Genomic DNA, 21,655 nt, shown 5'->3' on the forward strand with positions numbered 1-21,655 from the left:
CAACGGGGCAAACCTGCATTACGGCGAATTAATTGGATTTTTCGACCACAACAGGCGAAGCTGAAATCCACTGAGGAAACCATAAGAAAAATGTCTCTGTAATCATGTCTCTGGCCCTTTCGACTCTATTGTATGAATGGCGGCGCTATATGGCGGCGGTCATTGCGCTGGCTGTGGCGGGTCTGCTGGTTCTGGCACTGGTCGGTATGTTCATGGGTATCGGTAAGTCCTTTACCGCGACCATCGACCGCTCGCCTGCCGACCTGATGGTGCTGCCGCCCGATTCCGACGGTTTCGGTTCGACCCAGCCGCGTCGCAACATCCCGACCCTGTTTCAGCATCCCGAAGTCGTAGAGGTCATGCCCTATACCCTAAGCTGGGCATTCTGGCAGAATTTCCCGACCCCTGAGCAACCCATGCGCCGCGAAGGTGTGCAGGTTATTGTTGTTGACCCTATGGAAGGGGCCGTGACCCTGCCTAACGATTTTCCTGAACATATTATTGTAGCCCTTCAGGAACCCTATTCGGTCATCCTAGATGCGACTTCGCTGAACAAGCTTGGGGTTAAGGTCGGCGACAAGGCCAATCTGAATGGCCGCACGGTTAATGTGCGCGGCACGGTCGATAATTACCCGAGCCTGTTCCAGTCGATGATCTTCACCTCGCGCCAGACGGCCAAACTTCTGGGCATCTATAGCGAAGGCCCGCGCGTCGGTTCGTTGCTGGTTAAGCTGCGGGATCCGGCCCGCGCCGCCACCGTCGCCGAAGAACTCAATGCTATAGGTAAAGGACAATACAAGGCCTGGACACGCGATCAGCTGTCGCAGCAAAATCAGGCCGAGATGTTTAAAAACAGCTTCATCTCGATCATGCTGGGCTTCATGCTGCTGGTTGGTGTCTTTATCGGCGTGGTCATCACCTGGCAAACCCTTCAAGGGGCCATTCTTGCCAACATCAAAGAGTTCGCCTCGCTTCGGGCTTTGGGTGTGTCGATGGGCAGTTTGAGGCTGATCATCATGGAACTAAGCTTCTGGGTTGGAGTTGCCGGTCTGGGACTGACCGCGGTTCTGGTGATCGGTGTCACCGCTCTGGCCAGACTGTTTAACCTCAGCATGTACTATCCTATGTGGGCCATCATCACGATCGCAATTATGCTTCTGGTGATCTCCGTCGTGTCGGGCCTTCTGTCGCTCGGCGTCCTCAAGAAAAGCCAGCCAGCGGATTTGTTACGATGACTCAAGAACTGGCCATTGACGCCAAGGGCATCACCAAGAGTTACAAGATCGGCAAGACCCGTCAGGATGTCTTAAAAGACGTGGATTTCAACGCCTATCATGGTCAGGTAACCATGGTCATGGGGCCTTCGGGATCGGGCAAATCTACCCTGGTGGCCACTCTTTCCGGCCTCCTGAAGCCTGACGCTGGCGAAGTTATCGCGCTGGGTGAAAATCTCTGGACTAAGAAAAAAGCCAGGATCGACCGTTTCCGTCTCGATCACTGCGGTTTCATCTTTCAGGGCTTCAACCTGTTTCCCGCGCTTAATGCAACTCAGCAGGTCGAGCAAGTACTGAAATATTGCCGCGTGCCTAAATCCGAGGCCCGTAAACGCGCGAAAGCCGCCCTCACCGAGGTGGGCCTAGAAAAGCGCCTCAATCAGATGCCTTCTGCCCTTTCGGGCGGCGAAAAACAACGCGTGGCGATTGCCCGCGCCCTGTCGAAAAATCCGCAGCTTCTGTTTGCGGATGAGCCGACCTCGGCGCTCGATTCCGTGTCCGGTCAGGTGGTTATCAAGCTCCTGCATCGCGCCGCGCATGAGCATGGTGCCGCGGTTATCTGCGTAACCCACGACCCGCGCCTCGAAGCCTATGCCGACCGCATTATCCATATGGAAGACGGTAAGATCCTCAGCGATCATTTCGTCAACAAGCCTTAAAGAAGCCCTCTCATGTCCGCTATGAAATCAACCCCTCGCCCCTTTAATCGTCTCTGGCTTCCGGTTGCCGCCGTGCTGGCCCTGTCTGCCTGTGGCGCGCAACCGCCGGGCGGTGCCAAGCCCGGCACCGAGGTTAAGGCGCCTGAATCCCCCTTTGCGGCCATTGCCAATGGTAAGGTCGATGTCGAAGGCGGCGTCATTGAGGTCGCGGCCCGCCGTGCCGGTGTCGTCGAGGAAGTGCTGGTTCAGGAAGGCGATGAGGTCGTAAAGGGACAAATCCTTGCCCGTCAGGAAGCTGACCAGCCGCGTCTGGCGGTGAGCCGCGCCCGTGCCGCCGTCAACGAAGCCGTCACCGCCAAAGGGCTGACTCAGGTGCGCCTCGACAGTGCGCGGCGCGAATACAGACGCTATGAGGAACTGGCGAAATCGAACTTTGTCGCCGCCCAAAAACTTGATGCCCAACGCGACGCCATTCGCGAAGCCGAAGCCACGCTGGCCTCACAGGACGCGGCCATTGCCTCGGCCCGTGCCGGTCTGGCGCAGTCGGAATATGATCTCGAACTGACGCTGGTACGCGCACCAGTCGACGGGCGCATTGTCCGCCGCTACGCCAACCCCGGTGCCGGTGCCTCAACGCTGAACGTTTCGACCATGTTCGATCTTGAGCCGAAAACCGAGCGCATCATCCGTTCGGAAATCGTCGAAAGCTCGATCCCTGATGTCTCCATTGGTCAGGAAGCCGAAATCATCCCCGAAACCGATCAGTCAAAGGTCTATGTCGGCACGGTCAAGCGGGTCGCCGCTACCTTTGGTGCCCGCCGCCTGAAATCCGATGGTGGCAACGAAGCCTCCGATGAGCGCGTCGTCGAAGTCGTCGTATCTGCTGATGGCGTACCGTTCCTGATCGGTCAGCGCGTTCTGGTGAAATTCATGAAGCCCGGCGAAAAGGCTGGCGTTAAACGCGAAGCGCCACAGCCCGCAACACCGGCCAAAAAGTAAGAAACGGTGCCCCCTGTCAGCCTTAGTAAATCAGGTTGACAGGGCGCCTCAGAGGGTGGTCATTTCCAGAACCTTTTGAGATGCACGCATGCGCACCCTTTATCACCTTCTGGGCAACAATCTGGTTGCCAATATCACCAATTTCACGGTCTGGTTCGCCCTGACCTTCTGGACTTTTATCGAGACCCGGTCGGTCTTTGCGACCGGCATGATTGCGGGCGTCTATCTGGTATTCACCGCCGGATTTGGCATCTGGCTCGGCAGTCTGGTGGATCACCATTCAAAAAAGCTGACCATGCTGGCCTCAAGCCTTGTGTCGGCTATCTTTTACAGCCTGTCTCTGGCCCTGTTGATGGCTTTCCCTCAGGTGGCCTTCACCAACCCCTATGGCTATCCCCTCTGGGTACTGGTGCTTCTGATTATGCTGGGCGTCATCGCGGGCAATATCCGCTCTATTGCCCTGCCCACGCTCGTCACCATTCTTGTGCCCGAAGACCGCAGAGACAAGGCCAATGGTCTGGTCGGCATGGTCACCGGCATAGGCTTTCTCACCACCTCGGTTATCAGCGGCTTTCTGGTGGCGTGGGGCGGCATGTTCGCCACGCTGATACTGGCGATTGCCTTCAGCCTGCTGTCGTTCGCCCACCTCGTCTTTGTGCCTGTCAATGAACCCAGACCCGATCCGACGCCTGAAGAACCCTCAGCGCCCCGCCAGATTGACCTTAAGGGCACCATTAAGGTCATTGCCGCCGTACCGGGGCTGTTTGCGCTTATCTTCTTTGCCACCTTCAACAATTTCCTCGGCGGAGTCTTTATGGCCCTGCTCGACGCCTATGGCCTGTCGCTTGTCTCCGTCCAGACCTGGGGCCTGCTGTTCGGTGCGCTATCCAGCGCCTTCATCCTCAGTGGTATCATCATTTCCCGCACCGGACTGGGGCAAAATCCGGTGCGCACGCTTTTGCTGGTCAATCTGATTGTCTGGGGCGTGTGCTGCGTCTTTACGCTGCAATCCTCCATCTGGTTGCTGGCCGGAGGCTGCTTCATCTGGATGCTTCTTGGCCCTTATGCCGAGGCAGCGGAAAACACCACCCTGCAAAAGGTTGTACCGCTTGAACGTCAGGGACGGGTCTTTGGATTCGCCCAGTCGGTCGAACAGGCGGCCTCACCCCTGACCGCCTTCCTGATTGGCCCCCTGACGCAATTTGTCGTCATTCCGTTTATGACGGACGGCACCGGCGCAGCGACAATTGGCAGCTGGTTCGGCACAGGTCCGGCACGCGGCATCGCACTTGTCTTTACCCTGTCCGGCATTATTGGTGTCGTGGTGACGATCTGGGCGTTCCGGTCAAAATATTACCGCCAGATATCCGCCGCCTATGCGCAACCGTCACCTGATTAATATAGGTGTACGCAACTTCTTCAGCCTCAGCCTGCAAGCATAGATTCCAGTTTATCACGCAGTTGCAGCGCATTAACGATGGCATGGCCGCCAAAATCATTGTTGAAATAGGCCCAGACTCTTTTCGCGCCACTGTCCCTGATCTTATGCGCCCAGACGTCGATCTCGCCTTCGCTATACAGGTGGCGATACCACTTTTCCGTACCGTGAAACCGGACATAGACGTCATCCGCCGTGCGGATCATGTCATCGGGCAGGCCCGGCCCGGAACAGGTACAAAAAATCGTGCCCCGCGCCCGAAAAACGTCGAACACCTCATCGTTCCACCAACTCGGATGCCGGAATTCGACGACATTACGCCGCCTGTGATCCAGCTGATTGATTATGCCCTGCAAAAGCTCGGGACTGTAATGCACGCTCGGCGGCAACTGAAAAAGAAAGCATCCCATTCGCCGGCCAAGCAGATCAGCAACATAGCCAAAATCTTCGATCAGTGCCTTAACGTCCTCAAACCGGCGAATATGGGTGATCAGTTCATTCGCTTTTACGGTATAAACAAAGTCGTGACCTTGCGCGTTACTAAGCCATGTTTTTACGGCATTAACCGTAGGCCATGAATAGAAAGGCGCATTGAGTTCGACCGTATCAAATTGCGCCTGATAGAAGGCAAACCATTCCTTTGTCGGCATCTGGCTAGGATAAAAAGGCCCACGCCAATGCCAGTAAAACCAGCCGGAACATCCGATATTCAAAGCGGGCGGCGATGCCAAATCAGCCTGTGGCCGCTCGCCGTTTTCCATACGCGCCCTGTGCATTTTTTCCGCCCGTCCGGCATTGGCCACGCGCTGTTTGGCGCGGCGCTCGGCCTTTCTCGCCCGCCGTTCTTCGGGCGTAGGCTTGGGCTTTATGGCATCCGATCCATTCATCGGCCCAGAATGATCTTGCCACAGTTAAATTTCGATCAGAAGGTGAGATGCAGTGAAGTCAAATTCAGCGCCCGACCGGGCGCCGGCGAGCATTCACGCCCTCGCGGAGCGCTGTGATATGAATTGAAAAAAGCAAAAATCAGCGAAGAACCGCTTCGAGCTGATTTTTTCAGGATGGCCTCACATTAAAGTACACTGAGCAAAGCGAAGGACTTTAATGTGAAGATAAAATGGTGGTTGGAGGCGGGATCGAACCGCCGACCTGTGGGTTATGAATCCACCGCTCTAACCATCTGAGCTACCCAACCACATACACAACCCGACGGCACAATAGGCATACCGGAACCTGTGAAGCGCCGCCTATATCTAATCTGCGCCTAAGGTTCAAGCGTCGATTTCAGCTTATGCCCCGATTTCCTGCCCCACGTCGCGCAGAACAGCCGTCAACCGCGCCTGTCCGGCCTTCTGATCATAGGTCTCAAGGGCATGAGCCTGTGCCTTGCGGGCGCGCTCAAGCGCCGCAGACCAGTCAGCAAATACCGCCTTAAGTCCCATCGCCAGAGCCAGCGGATCTTCGGGCGGTACCATAAGCCCTAGTTCTCCGGCTTTAAGTATAGTCTTTGGCCCGTCGATATCGCTTGCGATCACCGGCACACCAGCGGCCATGGCTTCAGCGACCACCAGCCCGAACGGCTCAACCCTTGACGGCAGCACAAACACATCAGCCTGCGCCAAAAAATCCTCCACCGGACTGACCCAGCCCGCAAATTCAACCTGTTCGGGCCCCAGCCCCAGACGCGCCGCCTGAGCCGTAAGGGCGTCCTTTTCCGGCCCGTCACCGGCTATACGCAGCTTCACCCGCACACCTTCGTCACGCAGACGCGCCACCGCCTCAAGCAGAACATCAAAGCCCTTATTGACATGTAACCGCCCCAGAACGCCAATCCGCGGTACGCCCTGAGGGGCCGCCTTAACCGGTCGGCTGACCAAAGGTACAAAATCTTCGACCACCCGCGCCGTAAGCGCCGGATGGGCCTGCTGCACGGCCCCAAGCACGGCATCTGATACACATAACGCTTCGCGCACCTTGCCCAGATCGCACTTGAAGCGAAAATTATGCACCACCGCCAGCGTCCGGTGGGCATAGCCAGACCACCCGTGCGCGGCCAGCGCAATGGCGCGATTGCCATGCGCCAACACACAGTCAGCCTGATGCCCGTGCGCTATCGACCTGAACCTCAAAGCCGCCAGAGGATCATAGCTAAAGCCGGTTTTCAGAGGCTGAAACGCCTTAAGGCCCGCCAGCACACCCTCAGGGTGCCCAACACTTAAGACGTCGAACCCTGCGGCCTCAAGGGCTTCGTGGTAACGCAGGGCCATGATCTCAAGGCCGCCACGCCCCTTGGCGGTCATAAGATTGATAATAGGCATAGACCGCTTCCGGTAAAACTAAATCTACGCAGCCTGTGCCGGTGAAACCGTGGCCGTCGCCCCCCAATACCTGCCTTGGGCGTCACGATCCAGTCTTTCATACAGATGCACCAGATCATCGCGTGAGGCATAGGGCACCTGCGTCAGAAAGCGCTCGATCAGGCGCTCCTGAAACTGCAAAGGCTCAAGATAGCCCTGCTCGGCCTTTAACACTCTATAGGTTTCAAGCGCCGTACGGAAGGTCTGGAACAGGCGGGCGGGCAAACCGGCCCGATCATAAATCGCCCGGAACCCCAGCGGCCCCGCATCATGCACCATCAGGGCGGCACGCCCATGCGGCACGCCCGACATGACCGCCAGCGCATGTTCAAAGAAGGTCATCTGTCCGCGCGCCAGCGCCCGCAGCATCAGCGAAGGCGTAAGTCGCTCCACACGCGCCAGATGCTGCGCCAGTTCTGCCGGATCGCGACGGGTGACGACCGGATCGTGCATCTCCAGCGTTGCCCGTTCCCGAGTCGCTTCCGCCAGTTTTATGGCCACCTCAGGCGCCACCGCATGACGGCTGATAAGCTGCTGCCTGAGCGCCTCACCGACCACCTGCAGCAACGGCTCGGTTACCGAAGCGGGTAAGGCCTTGCGATGCACCAGTGCACTTTGCACGATCTCAGATGTGCCGAACCGGTCAAAGACGCAGACAAGGCTGCCGTCATTAAAACAGGCATTGTCGTTGGCACAGGCGATGACCACGGCCTCTTCAACGCCATAGCTGGCCAGAGCCGATGTCACCGGCTCAGACAGAACATCACGCTTGGCCACCGCGATCTGCCGCACCGGCCCGCCGGTTCTGACAATTTCCGCCAGTTCGTCATCGCTGAAAACCGGCGAATGGGTCAGGAGCGGCACCGCAACCGCAGGCACATCCAGCGCCAGTTTGTGGGCGACATCGACGGGTACCAGACCCGAAGTGCGCAAGGTCACCACCAGGGCGCGGCGCACCAGTTCGGCGGCATCTTCGGCGACAATACGGATAATATCCTGTGCCGCTGCCCGTTCCTCTGCCGTTAGGGCCGTACCCTCAATGACGCGACACATCTTATGTGCCGCCACTGCCCGATCATCGGCATTTTCGCTTTTGACCAACCGTTGAATATCCTGATCGGACAAGATGAGACGCGATACAGACATGGGTAAATCCTTTCGGCTCATGGAAGAAGACACGGGGGAAGAAGACACGGGGAAGGTACAGGAAGATACGGGAATAAAGTACCGCCGGATTCTCACGCGGAGCGGTTAATGAAGCGTTTACTTCTGATACGCATTCACGGGACTGTGTCTAAAGCTGTTAACAAACACATCGTTCCTTTATTTCTACTAACGGCTTGGCAAGGTCTTGGGCGTAAAAACGAGCCATGACCGACACGCGTAGCCCCCTGAGTTCCGACCGTATTGCCCTTGATTACGGCTTAAGGGCACAGGTACGGCTGTTGCCCTATGCACTGGCCTTTTTCGGCATAGGATTACCTATCTATATCTGGTCAGCCCTGTCGTTCCTCTCACCGGTGATGCTTGGTCTTAATCTCTGCCTCTTTGCCGTTTTATGGCTGGCCTTCTTTCTGATGAAACCGGCCCTGAAGGTAGAGGGCGCAACGGAAACGCTTGAGCCGGAACAAATAGACACACGCCTGCGCCAGCAATGGCTGTGCGGCGGCCTGTGGGCACTGGGGGTGATGGTGATCTCGCTCAACGTCGCCGACAGCGGCCCGGATGCCATTATCTTCCTGACGGTCTGCGCTGGTGCTGCCGCAGGCATCATCTTCTTCAGCTCACCGATTCTGATTTTTCTGCTGACGCTTGGCCCGATGGCCATGGCGGGCCCGATCATTGCCCTTCATACCCTGCCAGCGGATGGGGGCGCGGGCTCACTGGCGCATCTGGTGACCGCAGGCCTCAGTCTGGCGCTCGCCTTCGGGCTGGTGCTCAACCGGCATTTACGGGAACATTACCTGCTCGAATATCGCCAGCTGAAGCTATCGCTTGACCGCGAACAGATGCTGAAGACCCGTGACGAACTAAGCCATGCCCAGATGGCCCTGATGCAAACCCTGTCGCACGAAGTGGCCTCGGCCATGCGCGGACTGGAACTGACCCTGTCCCAGAGCCTCAGCCTTCTGGCCCGCGCACCGGCCCCGAAGAAGCAGGTCGAACAGGCCCTGACGACTGTCAATCAGGTGCTAGATATGGTGACCAATACGGTCGATGACGGCACGGCCCGTTCAGGGCGTCTGAGTGTCGCGCCTGAACCACTGAATCTGGTAGCATTAACCGAGGAACTCAGTGCCAGCTTTGCCCAGATGGCACGCGCCAAAGGCCTTGAGTTTCAGTTACATCTCCCCACACCCTTGTCTGATGGGGGGCCCGACAAGGGGGCGGTCATTGCCGACCCTCAGCGCGTCCGGCAGATACTGACCCACCTTCTGACCAATGCCGTTACCTATACGGTCTCGGGACGCGTCAGCCTGAGATACCACAGCGCGGCCGATGGCTATGTCCGGCTCGAAGTCACCGATACCGGCCCCGGTCTGGACGCCGCCGAACTTGAACAGGCCTTTGTCCCCTTTGCGCGTATTATGCGCACCTCTTCGGGCCATGCGGGCACCGGTCTGGGCCTAAGCTTGTCACGTACACTGGCCGAACTGATGGGCGGACGGCTTGAGGCGCAATCCACCCCTGGTCTCGGATCACGGTTTACACTGGACCTCCCATTTGACGCTCAGGCCGAGGCACCGTTACCCGATTCGACTGAGCCTGAGGCAGACACTGAAACCCCAGCCAATCAAACCATCCTGCTATTGGCTGATGACCCGCTTGAGGGCGCCCAGCTGCGCAATCTTCTGGAGGAGATGGGGCATAGGTGCCTCAGCGCCAAAAGTCGCACGCGTGCCCTGTCTCTGGCCCAGCAGGGGCGGCTGCACGCCTGCCTGATCGCTACGAATAGTTTTGAAGACCTGTCCCTCCCCCAGAACCGCGACAAGCTTGAGGCCTATTTTACCCGTCTGCGGGATACACAAAGCGAAACCCGCCTCAGGATACTGGCTCTCCTGCCGGACGGCGAACAGGCCGAGGCGCTCAGCCACATGGGCGTCCTGCCGCTGCTCGGCCCTGTGTCATCCGCCGAACTGACCCGTGCCCTGATACAAAGCGACGCGGAGTAAAAAAATCTGTCGCCTCACGACAGGCCTACAACGGTAAATAGGAGCCCTTTTGCGCCTGTGACTCAGCTTTTTTCTAAAGGTTTTTCAGACAAAAACTTACCCACACTCAGGTTAATGTCATTGCACACGAAACCATTTTAGTTTCATATGAAACTTAAAAATCTCTTGTGTCAGAAAAATTAACGCAATAAGTCTGCAGTCGCAAAAAAGTGCGCTCACGCTTCAAAGCGATAGCGCAAGGGAAAATTGCACCCAAAAACACAATAATGCGCCACCGCCCTAAAGCGTCTGAGAGCTGGGGCCAGACTTATTTGGAGACCACATGACGGATAATCTTTTTGATCGCGCCCTTGAGCGTCTGGATGAAGCTGCCCGCTTTCTTAATGTCGATGCGGACGTGATCGAAAAGCTTAAATATCCGCAGGAGACAACCAAGGCCCGTCTGGTAGTGCGTATGGATGACGGTTCGCGTCGCTCCTTCCTGGCCTGGCGCTGCCGCTATGACGACACCCGCGGCCCGACCAAGGGCGGCATCCGCTACCATCCCGACGCCTCCGCTGAAGAAGCCGAGACCCTCGCCTTCTGGATGACCTTCAAATGCGCCGTCATGAACCTGCCCTACGGCGGCGGTAAGGGCGCCGTTAAGGTTGACCCACGCAAGCTGTCGAAGGCAGAACTTGAGCGCCTGTCACGTAGCTATATGCAGGCTTTTGCCCGCGTTATCGGCCCTGAGCGCGACATCCCTGCGCCCGACGTCTACACCAATGCCATGATCATGGGCTGGATGGCCGACGAGTATAACAAAATCGTTGACCGTAACGAACCCGGCGTGATCACCGGTAAACCTATTGCGCTCGGCGGTTCGCTCGGCCGTAACGACGCTACGGCTCGTGGCGGCTTCTATCTGGTGCGCCATCTGGCCAAGGATCTGAACCTCGATGGCCCGGCCCGCGTCGTCATTCAGGGCTTCGGCAATGCCGGACAGTACATGGCCGAACTCATGGCTGGTGACGGCCACAAGATCATCGCCGTGTCCGACTCCGAAGGCGCTGTTTATGACGAAAACGGTCTGGACGTCACCGCCCTTATCAAAGCCAAGAACGCCGGTCAGCGCGTCAGCGCCTTTGCCGCTGAAAACGGCCTGAAGGCTATTTCCGGCGACGAACTGCTTGAGATCGAATCCGACGTGCTGGTACCGGCGGCCCTTGAGGACATGATCCACCGCCACAACGCTGACAAGATCAAGACCCGCGTCATCGTTGAACTGGCCAATGGCCCGATCACCCCTGAAGCCGACGAAATCCTCAACAAGAAGGGTATTGTGGTCCTGCCGGATATCCTCGCCAATGCGGGTGGCGTGACCGTTTCCTATTTTGAATGGGTACAGAACCGTCAGGGCTACGCCTGGGATCTCGAAGAAATCCATGCTCGCCTGCTGAAGATCGTTGAGCGTGAAGGCCGCGCCATCTGGAACATTGCCCAGAAGAACAAGACCAGCGTCCGTACCGCTGCCTATGTTCACGCGCTTGCCCGTCTGGCCGAAGCCATTGAGGCTCACGGCACGCAGGACTTCTTTGCTGACTACTAAACCCGGCAATAACCACACTAAAAAGCCCCTCTGTTTCCAGTGGGGCTTTTTTTACGGCTGTTCAAAAAGGGCTCTAAGCTGAAAAGGCCAGAAAACCCTTTGTAATATCAGGACTTGATAACCATACAATCCAGACGCTTGGCTTTGATTTCCTTACAGGCGTTCTGGGCTTCGGCCTGAGTGAGGCCGGTAAAGCGTGAACGATACCAGCCCGCTTCTGTCTTCGTGACTTCGCGGTTAGCCGTCTTGAGGTCAAAACGCTTTTGCAGATTGGCCAGCCAGTTATCTGCCAGAGACTTCTGCTTGAAGGCCCCGACCTGGACGCCCCAGACCGCATTCGGATTTTTCTTTTTGGCCACAGCCTTAGCCGCGGCCTGTTTAGCCTCAGGTTTCGGGCGCGTTAGTGTATCGACAACTGCGGGCGCATTGGCCGTGTTGCTGCTCAGACGCTGCACGGTCGTGCTATTGTCTTCATTTGCCCCTAAGGCCGCATAAAGCACCTGATTGGAACCGATGATGTTATAACGCGGCGAACGGAACTCAGCCTGCGCAATGGTGATCGCCTCACCCTTGTCACGGCGGTCGATGACGTCAAAACCCGTCTTCATCAGCTGGGTGACATGTTCCCGACGCTGCGCCTTGTCCGATCCGCCCAGCATAACCGAAATCAGGCGACGGTCGCCCTTGCGCTGCGAGGCCACCAGATTATAGCCCGCCGCGCGGATAAAGCCCGTCTTCATACCATCTACACCCGGCATGGCCAGAAGCGGATTGTGGTTATTAAAGGTGCGTCCGCGATATTCGATGCTGCGCACGTGGAAATATTCATAATATTGCGGATAGTCGCGCATCACCGCCCGCGCCAGAATGGCGATATCACGCGCACTTGAGACCTGACGATCGTCCGGCAAGCCCGAGGCGTTGACGAAATTGGTGCGCGTCATGCCAAGCTCATGCGCCTTAACGGTCATCAGGGCGGCAAAGCGGCTTTCGCTTCCGGCAATATGCTCACCTAACGCCGCCGCCAGATCATTGGCCGAATAGGCCGCAACAAGGCGCATGGCCATATCAACCGTAATGGTTTCGCCGGCCCGAAGCCCTGCCTTGGTTGGCGGCATCGAAGCCGCATGCGGCGATACCGTGATCAGATCATCAGGCTTCACCTCGCCACGCGCCATGGCCTCAAAGACCATATATAGCGTCATAACCTTGGTGATCGAGGCCGGATAGCGCGGGCTGTCGGCGCGCATGGAATAGAAGACCTCACCGGACTGGGCGTCCACAACGATTGCGGCGTAACGTGGATTATCCGCCGGATCATTCGCCAGAGCCGGTGTCGCCACCAAAGCTGAGGCCACCATCAGTGACGCCACAGGTTTAAGCGCCCGCACCATAAAAGAGGGTTGTCTTATTCCGCCCCAAAGGTCTGACCAATTACGCATCATACTTTGTCCTGCCTAAACTAAACGCCACGAGTCATTGTCTGCCCGGCTACGCTACCGATTTACAAAGCTCTGGAATCTGTCCGTCCGTCACTAACCATAAGTCTGAAAACGGAATTTGTCAGATTTTTTTACTCTGATAACAGAACACGCCCAAAACCTTACCAAGTCCTTATTCAATGAAGGCCTTTTCAGGCTAAAATGCGTCCGAATTCGCCTGAAAAGGGCAAAACCGTCATCACAATTGCGTCACCATTGTGCAGTGCACAAATTTTGTTGACTTCATGCTGCGCGTGCGTTATACACAGGTCAAATTTGGCAGACGCGTTGCATATGGATTGTCGGCCAAACGGGTTAAAGCCCCTTATCTGAGATCTGCGTTCCCCCCTAACGTTTTACGGAGATACCTCCATGTCTGCAGAAGAATTCAAAGCCACCACTGATCGCGTTGCTGCCGCTGGCAATCAGGCTTTCAAAGACGGTGTTGAAAAGAGCATCGGCGCGCTGAACGAACTCAACAGCCTGTCCAAGAGCAATATCGAAGCTCTGGTCGAAAGCTTCACCGCCGCCACCAAAGGTGCCGAAGCGGTTGGCGCACAAACCGCTGCCTTCACCAAGAAGAACTGGGAAGAAGGCGTTGCCGCTGCCAAGAGCCTGTCTTCGGCCAAGAGCGTACAGGAAGTCGTTGAACTTCAGTCCGCTTACGCCAAGAAGTCGCTTGAATCCTACGTGGCCGAACTGAACAGCCTGACCGAAACCCTGTCGGCTTCGTTCAAGGACAGCTTCAAGCCAATCAACACGCGCCTTACGGCCTCGGTCGAAAAGTTTCAGTCTTTCCGTTAATCGGACAATCTGAGACCTCAGAGATAAAATCCCCGTCGCAGATTTGCGACGGGGATTTTTTATTTTCTGCTCACGCGAAATTCATGTCGCTTTGTAACGAGTCTCATTAAACTGTGATTGAATAATACCGCCTTTGGCCCGACACCCCCTTAACAGCGACAAAGTTTGCACTATCTTGAATACTGAGACGAAGACAAAAACAGAGGTAATGGTGACGACACCTAAGGCGCACACAATGGCTTCACGCCCTCCGAAGGTAACGGATGGCGACAAGCCTGCCCATGCGCCCTTCGCCATTATCGATGCCAAGCCCAAGCCTCAGAAACCCTCTCTTTATAGGGTTTTAATACTCAACGACGATTATACGCCTATGGAGTTCGTGGTGTACGTCCTTGAGCGGTTTTTCAATAAATCGCGCGAGGAAGCCACAGTGATCATGCTCCATGTCCATCAAACGGGCGTGGGCGTATGCGGCGTTTATACCTATGAGGTGGCGGAAACCAAGGTCGCGCAGGTCGTGGACATGGCCCGTCGTCATCAGCACCCGCTTCAATGTACTATGGAAAAGGACTGATTTCTGATGACGACGAATCCTAAGCTTTCATGGCGTCATCAGCACCCGCTTCAATGTACTATGGAAAAGGACTGATTTCCGATGACGACGAATCCTAAGCTTTCATGGCGTCATCAGCATCCCCTCCAGTGTACGATGGAGAAGGATTAATACCCGTAGCGTACCCTTAGTAACCTCAGCTCCAAGGAGAGGCCGTCATGCCATCGTTTTCCAGCGCCCTCGAAGAAACCCTTCACCGCGCCGTCGGTCATGCCAATGCGCATCACCACGAATATGCGACCCTGGAGCACCTGTTGCTGGCCCTTGTGGACGACACTGACGCTGCGGGCGTCATGACCGCCTGCAATGTCGATCTGGTGAAACTCCGCACAGCTCTGGCAACCTATATCGAGACCGACCTGAAGTCTCTGATCGTTCCGCAATCCGAAGAAGCCAAACCCACCGCCGGTTTCCAGCGCGTCATTCAGCGCGCAGTGATTCACGTCCAAAGCTCCGGCCGTGACGAGGTCTCCGGTGCCAATGTGTTGGTGGCCATCTTCTCGGAGCGCGAATCCCATGCCGCCTTCTTCCTGCAGGAGCAGGAAATGACGCGCTATGACGCGGTCAACTATATTGCCCACGGCATTGCCAAAAAGCCCGGCGCATCCGAACCCCGTGCCGTGCGCGGCGCGACCGAAGATACGCCGCCCGAGGACAAGAACGGCAAGGCCGCCTCTAATGATGCCCTGTCGGCCTATTGTGTTGACCTCAATGAGAAGTCACGTCACGGCAAGGTCGATCCGCTGATCGGACGTTCGGCCGAAGTTGAACGCTGCATTCAGATCCTGTGCCGCCGCACCAAGAACAACCCGCTGCTGGTGGGCGATCCAGGCGTCGGTAAGACCGCCATCGCCGAAGGTCTGGCCAAGAAAATCGTCGATGGCGAAGTCCCCGAAGTTCTGTCGGGTGCCACCATCTACAGCCTCGATATGGGCACGCTTCTGGCGGGCACCCGCTATCGCGGCGACTTTGAAGAACGCGTCAAGCAGGTTGTCAAGGAACTTGAGGCCCACCCGAATGCCGTGCTGTTCATCGACGAAATCCACACCGTCATCGGTGCCGGTGCGACATCTGGCGGGGCTATGGATGCCTCTAACCTGCTGAAACCGGCTCTGGCGTCGGGTGCCCTGCGCTGCATGGGTTCCACGACCTATAAGGAGTACCGTCAGCACTTCGAGAAGGATCGCGCCCTCGTGCGTCGTTTCCAGAAGATCGATGTCAATGAGCCAACGCTGGATGACACCATCAAGATTCTGAAGGGCCTCAAGCCTTACTATGAGACCTTCCATAATCTGAAATACACCGATCCGGCCATCAAGACGGCGGTTGAACTGTCGGCGCGTTACATCACCGATCGTAAGCTGCCCGATAAGGCCATTGATGTCATCGACGAAGCCGGTGCCCTGCAAATGGTGCTGCCGGAATCAAAGCGCAAAAAGGTCATTGGCCCGAAAGAAATCGAGTCGGTCATTGCCAAGATCGCCCGCATCCCTTCGAAGTCGATCTCCAAATCAGACACCGAGGCCCTGCGTGATCTGGAACTTGACCTGCAACGGGTGGTCTTTGGCCAGAACGAAGCTATCGCCCAGCTGTCATCGGCCATGAAACTGGCCCGTGCCGGTCTGCGTGATCCGCAAAAGCCTATCGGTTGCTACCTCTTCTCCGGCCCGACCGGCGTGGGTAAGACCGAAGTGGCCAAGCAACTGGCGTCAACGCTCGGTATCGAACTGCTGCGCTTTGACATGTCCGAATATATGGAGCGCCATACGGTGTCGCGCCTGATCGGTGCGCCTCCGGGCTATGTCGGCCACGATCAGGGCGGGTTGCTCACTGATGCCGTCGATCAGCAACCGCACGCGGTTGTCCTGCTCGATGAAATCGAAAAGGCCCACTCGGATATCTACAACATCCTGCTTCAGGTCATGGATCATGGCCAGCTGACAGATGCCGTAGGCAAAAAGGTCGATTTCCGCAATGTGATCCTGATCATGACCACAAACGCGGGCGCTTCGGACAACCAGAAGAACTCGATCGGCTTTGGTCGCGGACGGGTCGAAGGTGAGGATGACGCCGCTATCAAGCGTCTGTTCACACCGGAGTTCCGTAACCGTCTCGATGCCATCGTGCCCTTCAGCCAGCTCAAACCCGAAGTCATTTCGCAGGTTGTCCAGAAGTTCATCCTGCAACTGGAAATGCAACTGGCTGACCGCAATATCTCGATCGAACTGGCCGAGGATGCAGCGAACTGGCTGGCCGAAAACGGCTATGACGAACTCTATGGTGCACGGCCTCTGGCTCGCGTCATTCAGGAAAACATCAAGAAGCCTCTGGCCGATGAAATCCTGTTCGGCAAGCTGGTACGCGGCGGACATATCCTTGTCAAACTGGCCGATGGCAAGATCGCCTTCGACATCACGCCCGCCAGGGACAAGAACAGCTCCAAAGCCGAAACGGTCGACTAGCAGGGCCTTAGGCCCTGCACCCTTATGCCCCGAGGCAGATAACACTTTCCGTTTTCTGGTTTCTCAAATCCTCCCCTGCGAAGCGGGGGAGGTGCCGAGCGAAGTCGAGGTGGAGGAGGCAACGGCACTCGCCACTTGTCACAACGACTTACTTCGGCACCGGCGGCATTGTCACCTCAGGCCGCTTATTGGGATCGGGCCAGTTTATCGGCGGTGTCACCCGCGTGAACCCCTCCACCGCACGCGTCTCGATGTGCTTAAGAAAATACATGTCCATATAGATCATGGTCTTTTCCGGTTGCGACCCCGAACAGGTCACTTCATATCCGTCAATAATGTTTTCATATGGCCCCAGACCGAAACTGCCCACACGGTGGAATGCCGGTGGTTGCCCGTTCTCACACCTCAGTCGCGACAGATACTCGCGCTGTCCCGCAGGACTGTTAACACGCACCGGATTTTTCGCGTCCCCCAAGGGATAGGCATCTGCCTTGCGAATACGCGTGTCAAAATCCGTCACTGGCTCAATGCCCAGTGCTGTTTTGAATGACTGATCGACTTCGTCGTTCGCAGGGGGCGCACTGGCACATGCGCTTAAGCCTACAAGGCCGACACCCAGTATAATTCCACGCAATAGATGCATATCTACCCCCTTATTCGTTCACCGCCGTGATTTGAACGCGTGGGCAATCGTCCCGTCATCAAGCCAGTCAAGCTCGCCACCGACCGGCACCCCGCGCGCCAGATGGGTAATACGCACATCCGGCACCATTTTCGTCAAGTGATCAGCAATATAATGCGCCGTCGTCTGGCCTTCGACGGTTGCGGGTAAGGCCATTACCACCTCCTGCACCTGACGCCCCTCGACGCGCCGGAACAGACCTGACAAACGCAAATCTTCGGGCCGCACCCCATCAAGCGCCGACAACAGCCCCCCCAGTACATGATACTGACCGCCAAAGGCCCCCACGCGCTCCATAGCCCACAAGGCGGAATCTTCTTCGACCACACAGATCATCGTCCGGTCACGTGACGGATTGGCACAGACCGGACAAGGGTCCTGCGTCGCCAGCGACCCGCAGTTGGAACAGGTTGTCACCCGTTCCGCCGCATCCTGCATCGCGGCGGTCAATGGCAACAAAAGCTGTTCCCGCCGCTTCAAAAGCGCCAGCGCCGCCCGCCGCGCCGAACGCGGCCCAAGCCCTGGCAACTTCGACAAAAGCGCCATCAGACGTTCAATTTCAGGGCCTGCGCCGGACGCCATAAACGGTTAAAACAATTTCGGCAGAGGCATATTGCCGAACGGGCCCGCCGCTTCCTTCATCAGGCGCGACGATTCCTCATCCAGCTTTTTACGCGCATCGGCATGGGCGGCGATGATCAGGTCAGACAGAACCTCACCCTCATCGGCATTCAGAAGGCTCGGGTCAATCGTCAGGGACACCAGCACACCAGCGCCTTTAAGCTCAGCCTTTACAAGGCCCGCACCGGCTTCACCGGTAACAACGACCTCGTTCATCTTATTTTGCGCTTCGGCGAACTTTTCCTGCACGGCCTGAGCCTGCTTCATCAAAGCATTCAAATCCATCAGTCATTATCCTTTTCGTCAGTATCTTCAGGGGGTGCGGCATCGGCTGCCAGCACCGGTGCGGGCTTATTATTCACCCTCAGTTCCGTCTTGGGAAAGGCCGCCAGAAACGCCGATACAAACGGGTCTTTTCTGGCCGCCTCAAGAATTTCCGCCCGTTCGCGTTCATCGCGTTCGCGCACCGTCTCAGCCCCGCCGCCGCCTTCTGTGGCGATCAGCCAGCGTTCGCCCGTCCACTCCTTAAGCCGTGCCGACAGCTTGCGCGCCAGATCAATCGGCGCATGGGGGGCTGGCTCATAGGTGATGGCCCCGCGCTGAAACGACACCAGACGCACATAGCGTTCTACATCGACGCGCAAACCAATGTCGCGCTTCTCGCCGATCAGGGCCAGCACATCCTCAAAGCTGTTGAGCTGAATCTGCGGCAGAACCGCCGCATGGGTACGCAAGGCTGCGCGCGGGCCAGAACCGCCACCGCCGCCACCGCCAGACGAACCCCCGCCACCGCCCAGCAGGTTTTCACCGGCCTCCAAACGCTTCAGAAGCGTCTCAGGCCCCGGCAGATCCGCCGCATAACAGATACGCACCAGCGCCATTTCGGTTGCGGCTGCCGGATCAGGCGCGCGCCGCACCTCCTCAAATGCCTTAAGCAGCAATGTCCACAAACGCGACAAGGTGCCCGCCGACAACTGCGCCCCTAACGCCGTTACGCGTGACGCCGGTTCCTTGGGCAAACGCGTCGCCTCCGCCCCCAGCACCTTGGCCACCGAGGTCGCGTGACAATATTCCAGCAGATCGCCCATGATTTGCGACGGATCGGCGCCAAACCCATAGAGCGTGCGGAACGCCAGCAGGGCCTCCTGAATCTGACCGGAAATAATATTTTCAAACAGTGACAGCGTCGCCGACCGGTCAGCCAGCCCCAGCATGTCGCGCACGGTTTCCGCCGAGACGCTCTGACCGGCCTCGGCCTGCACCAGCGCCTGATCAAGCAGCGACAGCGAATCGCGGACCGACCCTTCAGCGGCACGGGCAATCAGGGCAATGGCGTCTGGCTCAATCGACGCGCCTTCAAGACGGCAGATTTTCTCCAGATGCGGTGTCAGGGTTTCGGGCTCAACACGCCTCAGGTCAAAACGCTGACAGCGGGACAGGATAGTCACCGGCACCTTGCGGATTTCCGTCGTCGCAAAGATGAACTTGGCGTGGGGCGGCGGCTCCTCAAGCGTCTTAAGGAGGGCGTTGAACGCCCCCGTCGATAGCATATGCACCTCATCGATGACATAGACCTTGTAGCGCGCTTCAACCGGCGCATAACGCACGCTCTCAAGCAACTCGCGCATGGCATCGACACCGGTACGCGACGCGGCATCAAGCTCCAGAACGTCGATATGGCGACCTTCGATGATCGCCTGACAGTGCGCCCCAAAGACCGTCAGATCGACGCTTGGCCCCTTGACCGTATCGGATTCATAATTCAGCGCCCGCGCCAGCAACCGCGCCGTGGTCGTTTTACCGACCCCGCGCACACCCGTCAGCATAAAGGCATGGGCAATCCGGCCCGTCGCGAAGGCATTGGACAGGGTTCTGACCATGGCTTCCTGCCCGATCAGGTCATCAAAGCTGCGTGGGCGATATTTCCGCGCCAGCACCGTATAGGCTGCGTTCTTGTCAACCGGCGCACTCACCGGTGCATTATCGCCGAAAATATCAGCCGTGTTTTCGTCGCGCTCTGGGACAGGCGCATCGGCAAACGGGTCTTCGGTGTCAGGCATATCGGTCATGAGGGATTTATAGCGGCAATCAGGGCCAATGCCAGCCCGAAAACGCCGTACCCGTATGCTTAAATTTTGGGGATAAGGTGAGACCGCACGACCCGAAGGTGAATTCGTTGTGGCTGCTGCCTTCCGGCCCTGACCAGATTGGCGAGGCCTTCGCCCGCACGATCTCAGGGCCTATATGCGGATTAAGCCGCTAAAATGCAAGACCGAAGTTTCATCGTCGGCGCGCTTATCATGAATTAACAGCCCAGAACCCTGTTCGGTCTGTCGGTCTTACGGCGCTTGCCCCTACCCTCAGGACACACCCAACGGAGGTAAGGCTATGAAAGAAAGCACCTATACCCACCCGACAGATAAGGTCGAAGGCTGGCCCGACACAGTCGCCCCCGCCGTGCAGCCCAGCGGCTATCGGCGCGTTCAAACTGTAGCGGGCGAACCCATCCGCGACACCCGCAACTCAGCCGAATGGAGCGCCCTTATACTGGCCATAGCCGGTGGCGGCATATGGATCGCTTATGCGGCCTATGCCATAGTCGGCACGCTCACCAGCGGTGGTTAGGCGGGCCGCCCTGTGCTCAAGGCTCCATAGAGATCAGGCCTGCGGTCACGGAAAAAGCCCCATGCCGCCCGATGCGTTTTCAGGAAGTCGAGATCGAACTCAGCTACCAGAACCCCCGTCTCGTCGCGTCCGAATGATTCCACCAGATCGCCTCTGTGATTGGCGATAAAGCTGTGGCCGTAGAAGGTCTGGCCCTCACCGCTTTGGGGGGAAATCAGCGTCTCGGTGCCGATGCGGTTGGAACCGACCACGGGGATAACATTGGCCACCGCGTGCCCCTGCATCACCCTCTGCCAGGGCGCGGCCGTATCAAGGCTGTCGTCATGCGGCTCCGTACCAATGGCGGTAGGATATAACAGAACCTCCGCCCCCTGAAGCGCCATAGCCCGTGCACATTCCGGATACCATTGATCCCAGCAGATACCGACGCCAATGCGGGCAAACTTTGTGTCCCACACCTTGAAACCCGTATCGCCCGGCCTGAAATAATACTTTTCCTGATAGCCCGGCCCGTCAGGAATATGGCTTTTACGATAAACCCCAAGCAATTCGCCACCGGCATCAATCACCACCAGCGAATTGAAATAGTGCGGCCCCTCGCGCTCATAGATCGAGGTCGGGATCACGACATCCAGTTCCGCCGCCAGCTTTTGCATGGCCAGCACGCACGGATGGGTGCGCCACTCAAACGCCGTATCAAACCACTTCTCTTCCTGAGACGTGCAGAAATATTCTCCCTGAAACAGCTCGGACGGCAGGATGATCTGCGCACCCTTGGACGCAGCCTTACGCACCAGTGTTTCCGTGGTCTCAATATTGGCGGCCATATCAGGCCCATAGGCGGTTTGCAGCGCCGCTACGCGTACAGTACGGGTCATG

General features: G+C 57.3%; 19 protein-coding genes, 1 tRNA gene and 1 other RNA gene. 10 read left to right on the plus strand and 11 right to left on the minus strand.

The features are described 5' to 3' along the window. Nucleotides 1-104: 104 nt before the first annotated feature. The 4 genes from E5201_RS00825 to E5201_RS00840 all read left to right on the plus strand — a co-directional run bounded on the left by E5201_RS00825 (nucleotide 105) and on the right by E5201_RS00840 (nucleotide 4,331). Complete coding sequence (locus tag E5201_RS00825) at nucleotides 105-1,235, plus strand: ABC transporter permease (RefSeq protein ID WP_140984102.1); 1,131 nt, start codon at nucleotides 105-107, stop codon at nucleotides 1,233-1,235. Beyond that, complete coding sequence (locus E5201_RS00830) at nucleotides 1,232-1,933, plus strand: ABC transporter ATP-binding protein (protein ID WP_140984103.1); 702 nt, start codon at nucleotides 1,232-1,234, stop codon at nucleotides 1,931-1,933. The genes E5201_RS00825 and E5201_RS00830 overlap by 4 nt, the downstream gene beginning before the upstream one ends. 12 nt (nucleotides 1,934-1,945) lie before the next feature. Beyond that, on the plus strand, nucleotides 1,946-2,932 hold the full coding sequence (locus tag E5201_RS00835) for an HlyD family secretion protein (protein WP_140984104.1): 987 nt from the start codon (nucleotides 1,946-1,948) through the stop codon (nucleotides 2,930-2,932). Between the two features lie 88 nt (nucleotides 2,933-3,020). Then, the gene (locus tag E5201_RS00840) at nucleotides 3,021-4,331 is read left to right on the plus strand and encodes an MFS transporter (protein WP_140984105.1); all 1,311 of its coding nucleotides are present in this window, start codon (nucleotides 3,021-3,023) and stop codon (nucleotides 4,329-4,331) included. Nucleotides 4,332-4,357: 26 nt separating this feature from the next. Here E5201_RS00840 and E5201_RS00845 read toward each other — a convergent pair whose 3' ends face one another. The 4 genes from E5201_RS00845 to spbR form a co-directional block, all read right to left on the minus strand. Then, nucleotides 4,358-5,257: a DUF72 domain-containing protein gene (locus E5201_RS00845; protein WP_219993530.1), complete on the minus strand. Its 900-nt coding sequence runs from the start codon at nucleotides 5,255-5,257 to the stop codon at nucleotides 4,358-4,360. Between the two features lie 231 nt (nucleotides 5,258-5,488). Further along, nucleotides 5,489-5,565, minus strand: a tRNA-Met gene (locus E5201_RS00850). A 94-nt stretch (nucleotides 5,566-5,659) separates the two neighbouring features. Then, on the minus strand, nucleotides 5,660-6,688 hold the full coding sequence (locus E5201_RS00855) for a glycosyltransferase (protein WP_140984106.1): 1,029 nt from the start codon (nucleotides 6,686-6,688) through the stop codon (nucleotides 5,660-5,662). 24 nt (nucleotides 6,689-6,712) lie between these two features. Beyond that, nucleotides 6,713-7,873 carry a SpbR family protein gene (gene spbR, locus E5201_RS00860; RefSeq protein WP_140984107.1) on the minus strand — a complete coding sequence of 387 codons (1,161 nt, stop codon included), beginning with the start codon at nucleotides 7,871-7,873 and terminating at the stop codon, nucleotides 6,713-6,715. A gap of 224 nt (nucleotides 7,874-8,097) precedes the next feature. Between spbR and E5201_RS00865 the strand changes: the two genes are divergently transcribed. Next, nucleotides 8,098-9,900 carry a hybrid sensor histidine kinase/response regulator gene (locus tag E5201_RS00865; RefSeq protein ID WP_140984108.1) on the plus strand — a complete coding sequence of 601 codons (1,803 nt, stop codon included), beginning with the start codon at nucleotides 8,098-8,100 and terminating at the stop codon, nucleotides 9,898-9,900. 322 nt (nucleotides 9,901-10,222) lie between these two features. Continuing rightward, nucleotides 10,223-11,488 (plus strand): Glu/Leu/Phe/Val family dehydrogenase, encoded by a 1,266-nt coding sequence (locus E5201_RS00870; protein ID WP_140984109.1) that lies wholly within the window; start codon nucleotides 10,223-10,225, stop codon nucleotides 11,486-11,488. A gap of 107 nt (nucleotides 11,489-11,595) precedes the next feature. Here the strand turns inward: E5201_RS00870 and E5201_RS00875 are convergent, their stop codons facing one another. Continuing rightward, a complete protein-coding gene (locus E5201_RS00875) occupies nucleotides 11,596-12,933 on the minus strand; it encodes a D-alanyl-D-alanine carboxypeptidase (RefSeq protein ID WP_140984110.1) in 1,338 nt (445 codons plus the stop codon). 408 nt (nucleotides 12,934-13,341) lie between these two features. Between E5201_RS00875 and E5201_RS00880 the strand changes: the two genes are divergently transcribed. The 3 genes from E5201_RS00880 (at nucleotide 13,342) to clpA (ending at nucleotide 16,848) form a co-directional block, all read left to right on the plus strand. Beyond that, nucleotides 13,342-13,773 carry a phasin family protein gene (locus E5201_RS00880; RefSeq protein WP_140984111.1) on the plus strand — a complete coding sequence of 144 codons (432 nt, stop codon included), beginning with the start codon at nucleotides 13,342-13,344 and terminating at the stop codon, nucleotides 13,771-13,773. Nucleotides 13,774-14,008: 235 nt separating this feature from the next. After that, nucleotides 14,009-14,347 carry an ATP-dependent Clp protease adapter ClpS gene (clpS, locus tag E5201_RS00885; RefSeq protein ID WP_140984112.1) on the plus strand — a complete coding sequence of 113 codons (339 nt, stop codon included), beginning with the start codon at nucleotides 14,009-14,011 and terminating at the stop codon, nucleotides 14,345-14,347. A 197-nt stretch (nucleotides 14,348-14,544) separates the two neighbouring features. Further along, nucleotides 14,545-16,848, plus strand: a complete 2,304-nt coding sequence (clpA, locus tag E5201_RS00890; RefSeq protein ID WP_140984113.1) for an ATP-dependent Clp protease ATP-binding subunit ClpA — start codon at nucleotides 14,545-14,547, stop codon at nucleotides 16,846-16,848. Between the two features lie 148 nt (nucleotides 16,849-16,996). On the opposite strand, the gene E5201_RS00895 is transcribed toward clpA, so the two are convergent. The 5 genes from E5201_RS00895 to ffs all read right to left on the minus strand — a co-directional run bounded on the left by E5201_RS00895 (nucleotide 16,997) and on the right by ffs (nucleotide 20,389). Further along, nucleotides 16,997-17,491, minus strand: a complete 495-nt coding sequence (locus tag E5201_RS00895) for a hypothetical protein (protein ID WP_140984114.1) — start codon at nucleotides 17,489-17,491, stop codon at nucleotides 16,997-16,999. 18 nt (nucleotides 17,492-17,509) lie between these two features. Beyond that, complete coding sequence (gene recR / locus E5201_RS00900; protein WP_140984115.1) at nucleotides 17,510-18,112, minus strand: recombination mediator RecR; 603 nt, start codon at nucleotides 18,110-18,112, stop codon at nucleotides 17,510-17,512. Nucleotides 18,113-18,118: 6 nt separating this feature from the next. Next, nucleotides 18,119-18,439 carry a YbaB/EbfC family nucleoid-associated protein gene (locus E5201_RS00905; RefSeq protein WP_246050373.1) on the minus strand — a complete coding sequence of 107 codons (321 nt, stop codon included), beginning with the start codon at nucleotides 18,437-18,439 and terminating at the stop codon, nucleotides 18,119-18,121. Beyond that, nucleotides 18,436-20,220 carry a DNA polymerase III subunit gamma/tau gene (locus E5201_RS00910; protein WP_140984117.1) on the minus strand — a complete coding sequence of 595 codons (1,785 nt, stop codon included), beginning with the start codon at nucleotides 20,218-20,220 and terminating at the stop codon, nucleotides 18,436-18,438. The genes E5201_RS00905 and E5201_RS00910 overlap by 4 nt, the downstream gene beginning before the upstream one ends. Before the next feature lie 73 nt (nucleotides 20,221-20,293). Continuing rightward, nucleotides 20,294-20,389, minus strand: an RNA gene (gene ffs, locus E5201_RS00915) — signal recognition particle sRNA small type. 150 nt (nucleotides 20,390-20,539) lie between these two features. Between ffs and E5201_RS00920 the strand changes: the two genes are divergently transcribed. Further along, on the plus strand, nucleotides 20,540-20,776 hold the full coding sequence (locus tag E5201_RS00920; protein ID WP_140984118.1) for a hypothetical protein: 237 nt from the start codon (nucleotides 20,540-20,542) through the stop codon (nucleotides 20,774-20,776). Here E5201_RS00920 and aguB read toward each other — a convergent pair. Further along, nucleotides 20,773-21,654, minus strand: coding sequence for an N-carbamoylputrescine amidase (gene aguB / locus E5201_RS00925; protein ID WP_140984119.1), 882 nt, complete (start codon nucleotides 21,652-21,654; stop codon nucleotides 20,773-20,775). The two genes, E5201_RS00920 and aguB, sit on opposite strands and share 4 nt — an antisense overlap. Nucleotide 21,655 lies beyond the last annotated feature (1 nt).

Origin of the sequence: Asticcacaulis tiandongensis (assembly GCF_006475605.1) — a bacterium.
In the GTDB taxonomy this organism is placed as follows: domain Bacteria; phylum Pseudomonadota; class Alphaproteobacteria; order Caulobacterales; family Caulobacteraceae; genus Asticcacaulis; species Asticcacaulis tiandongensis.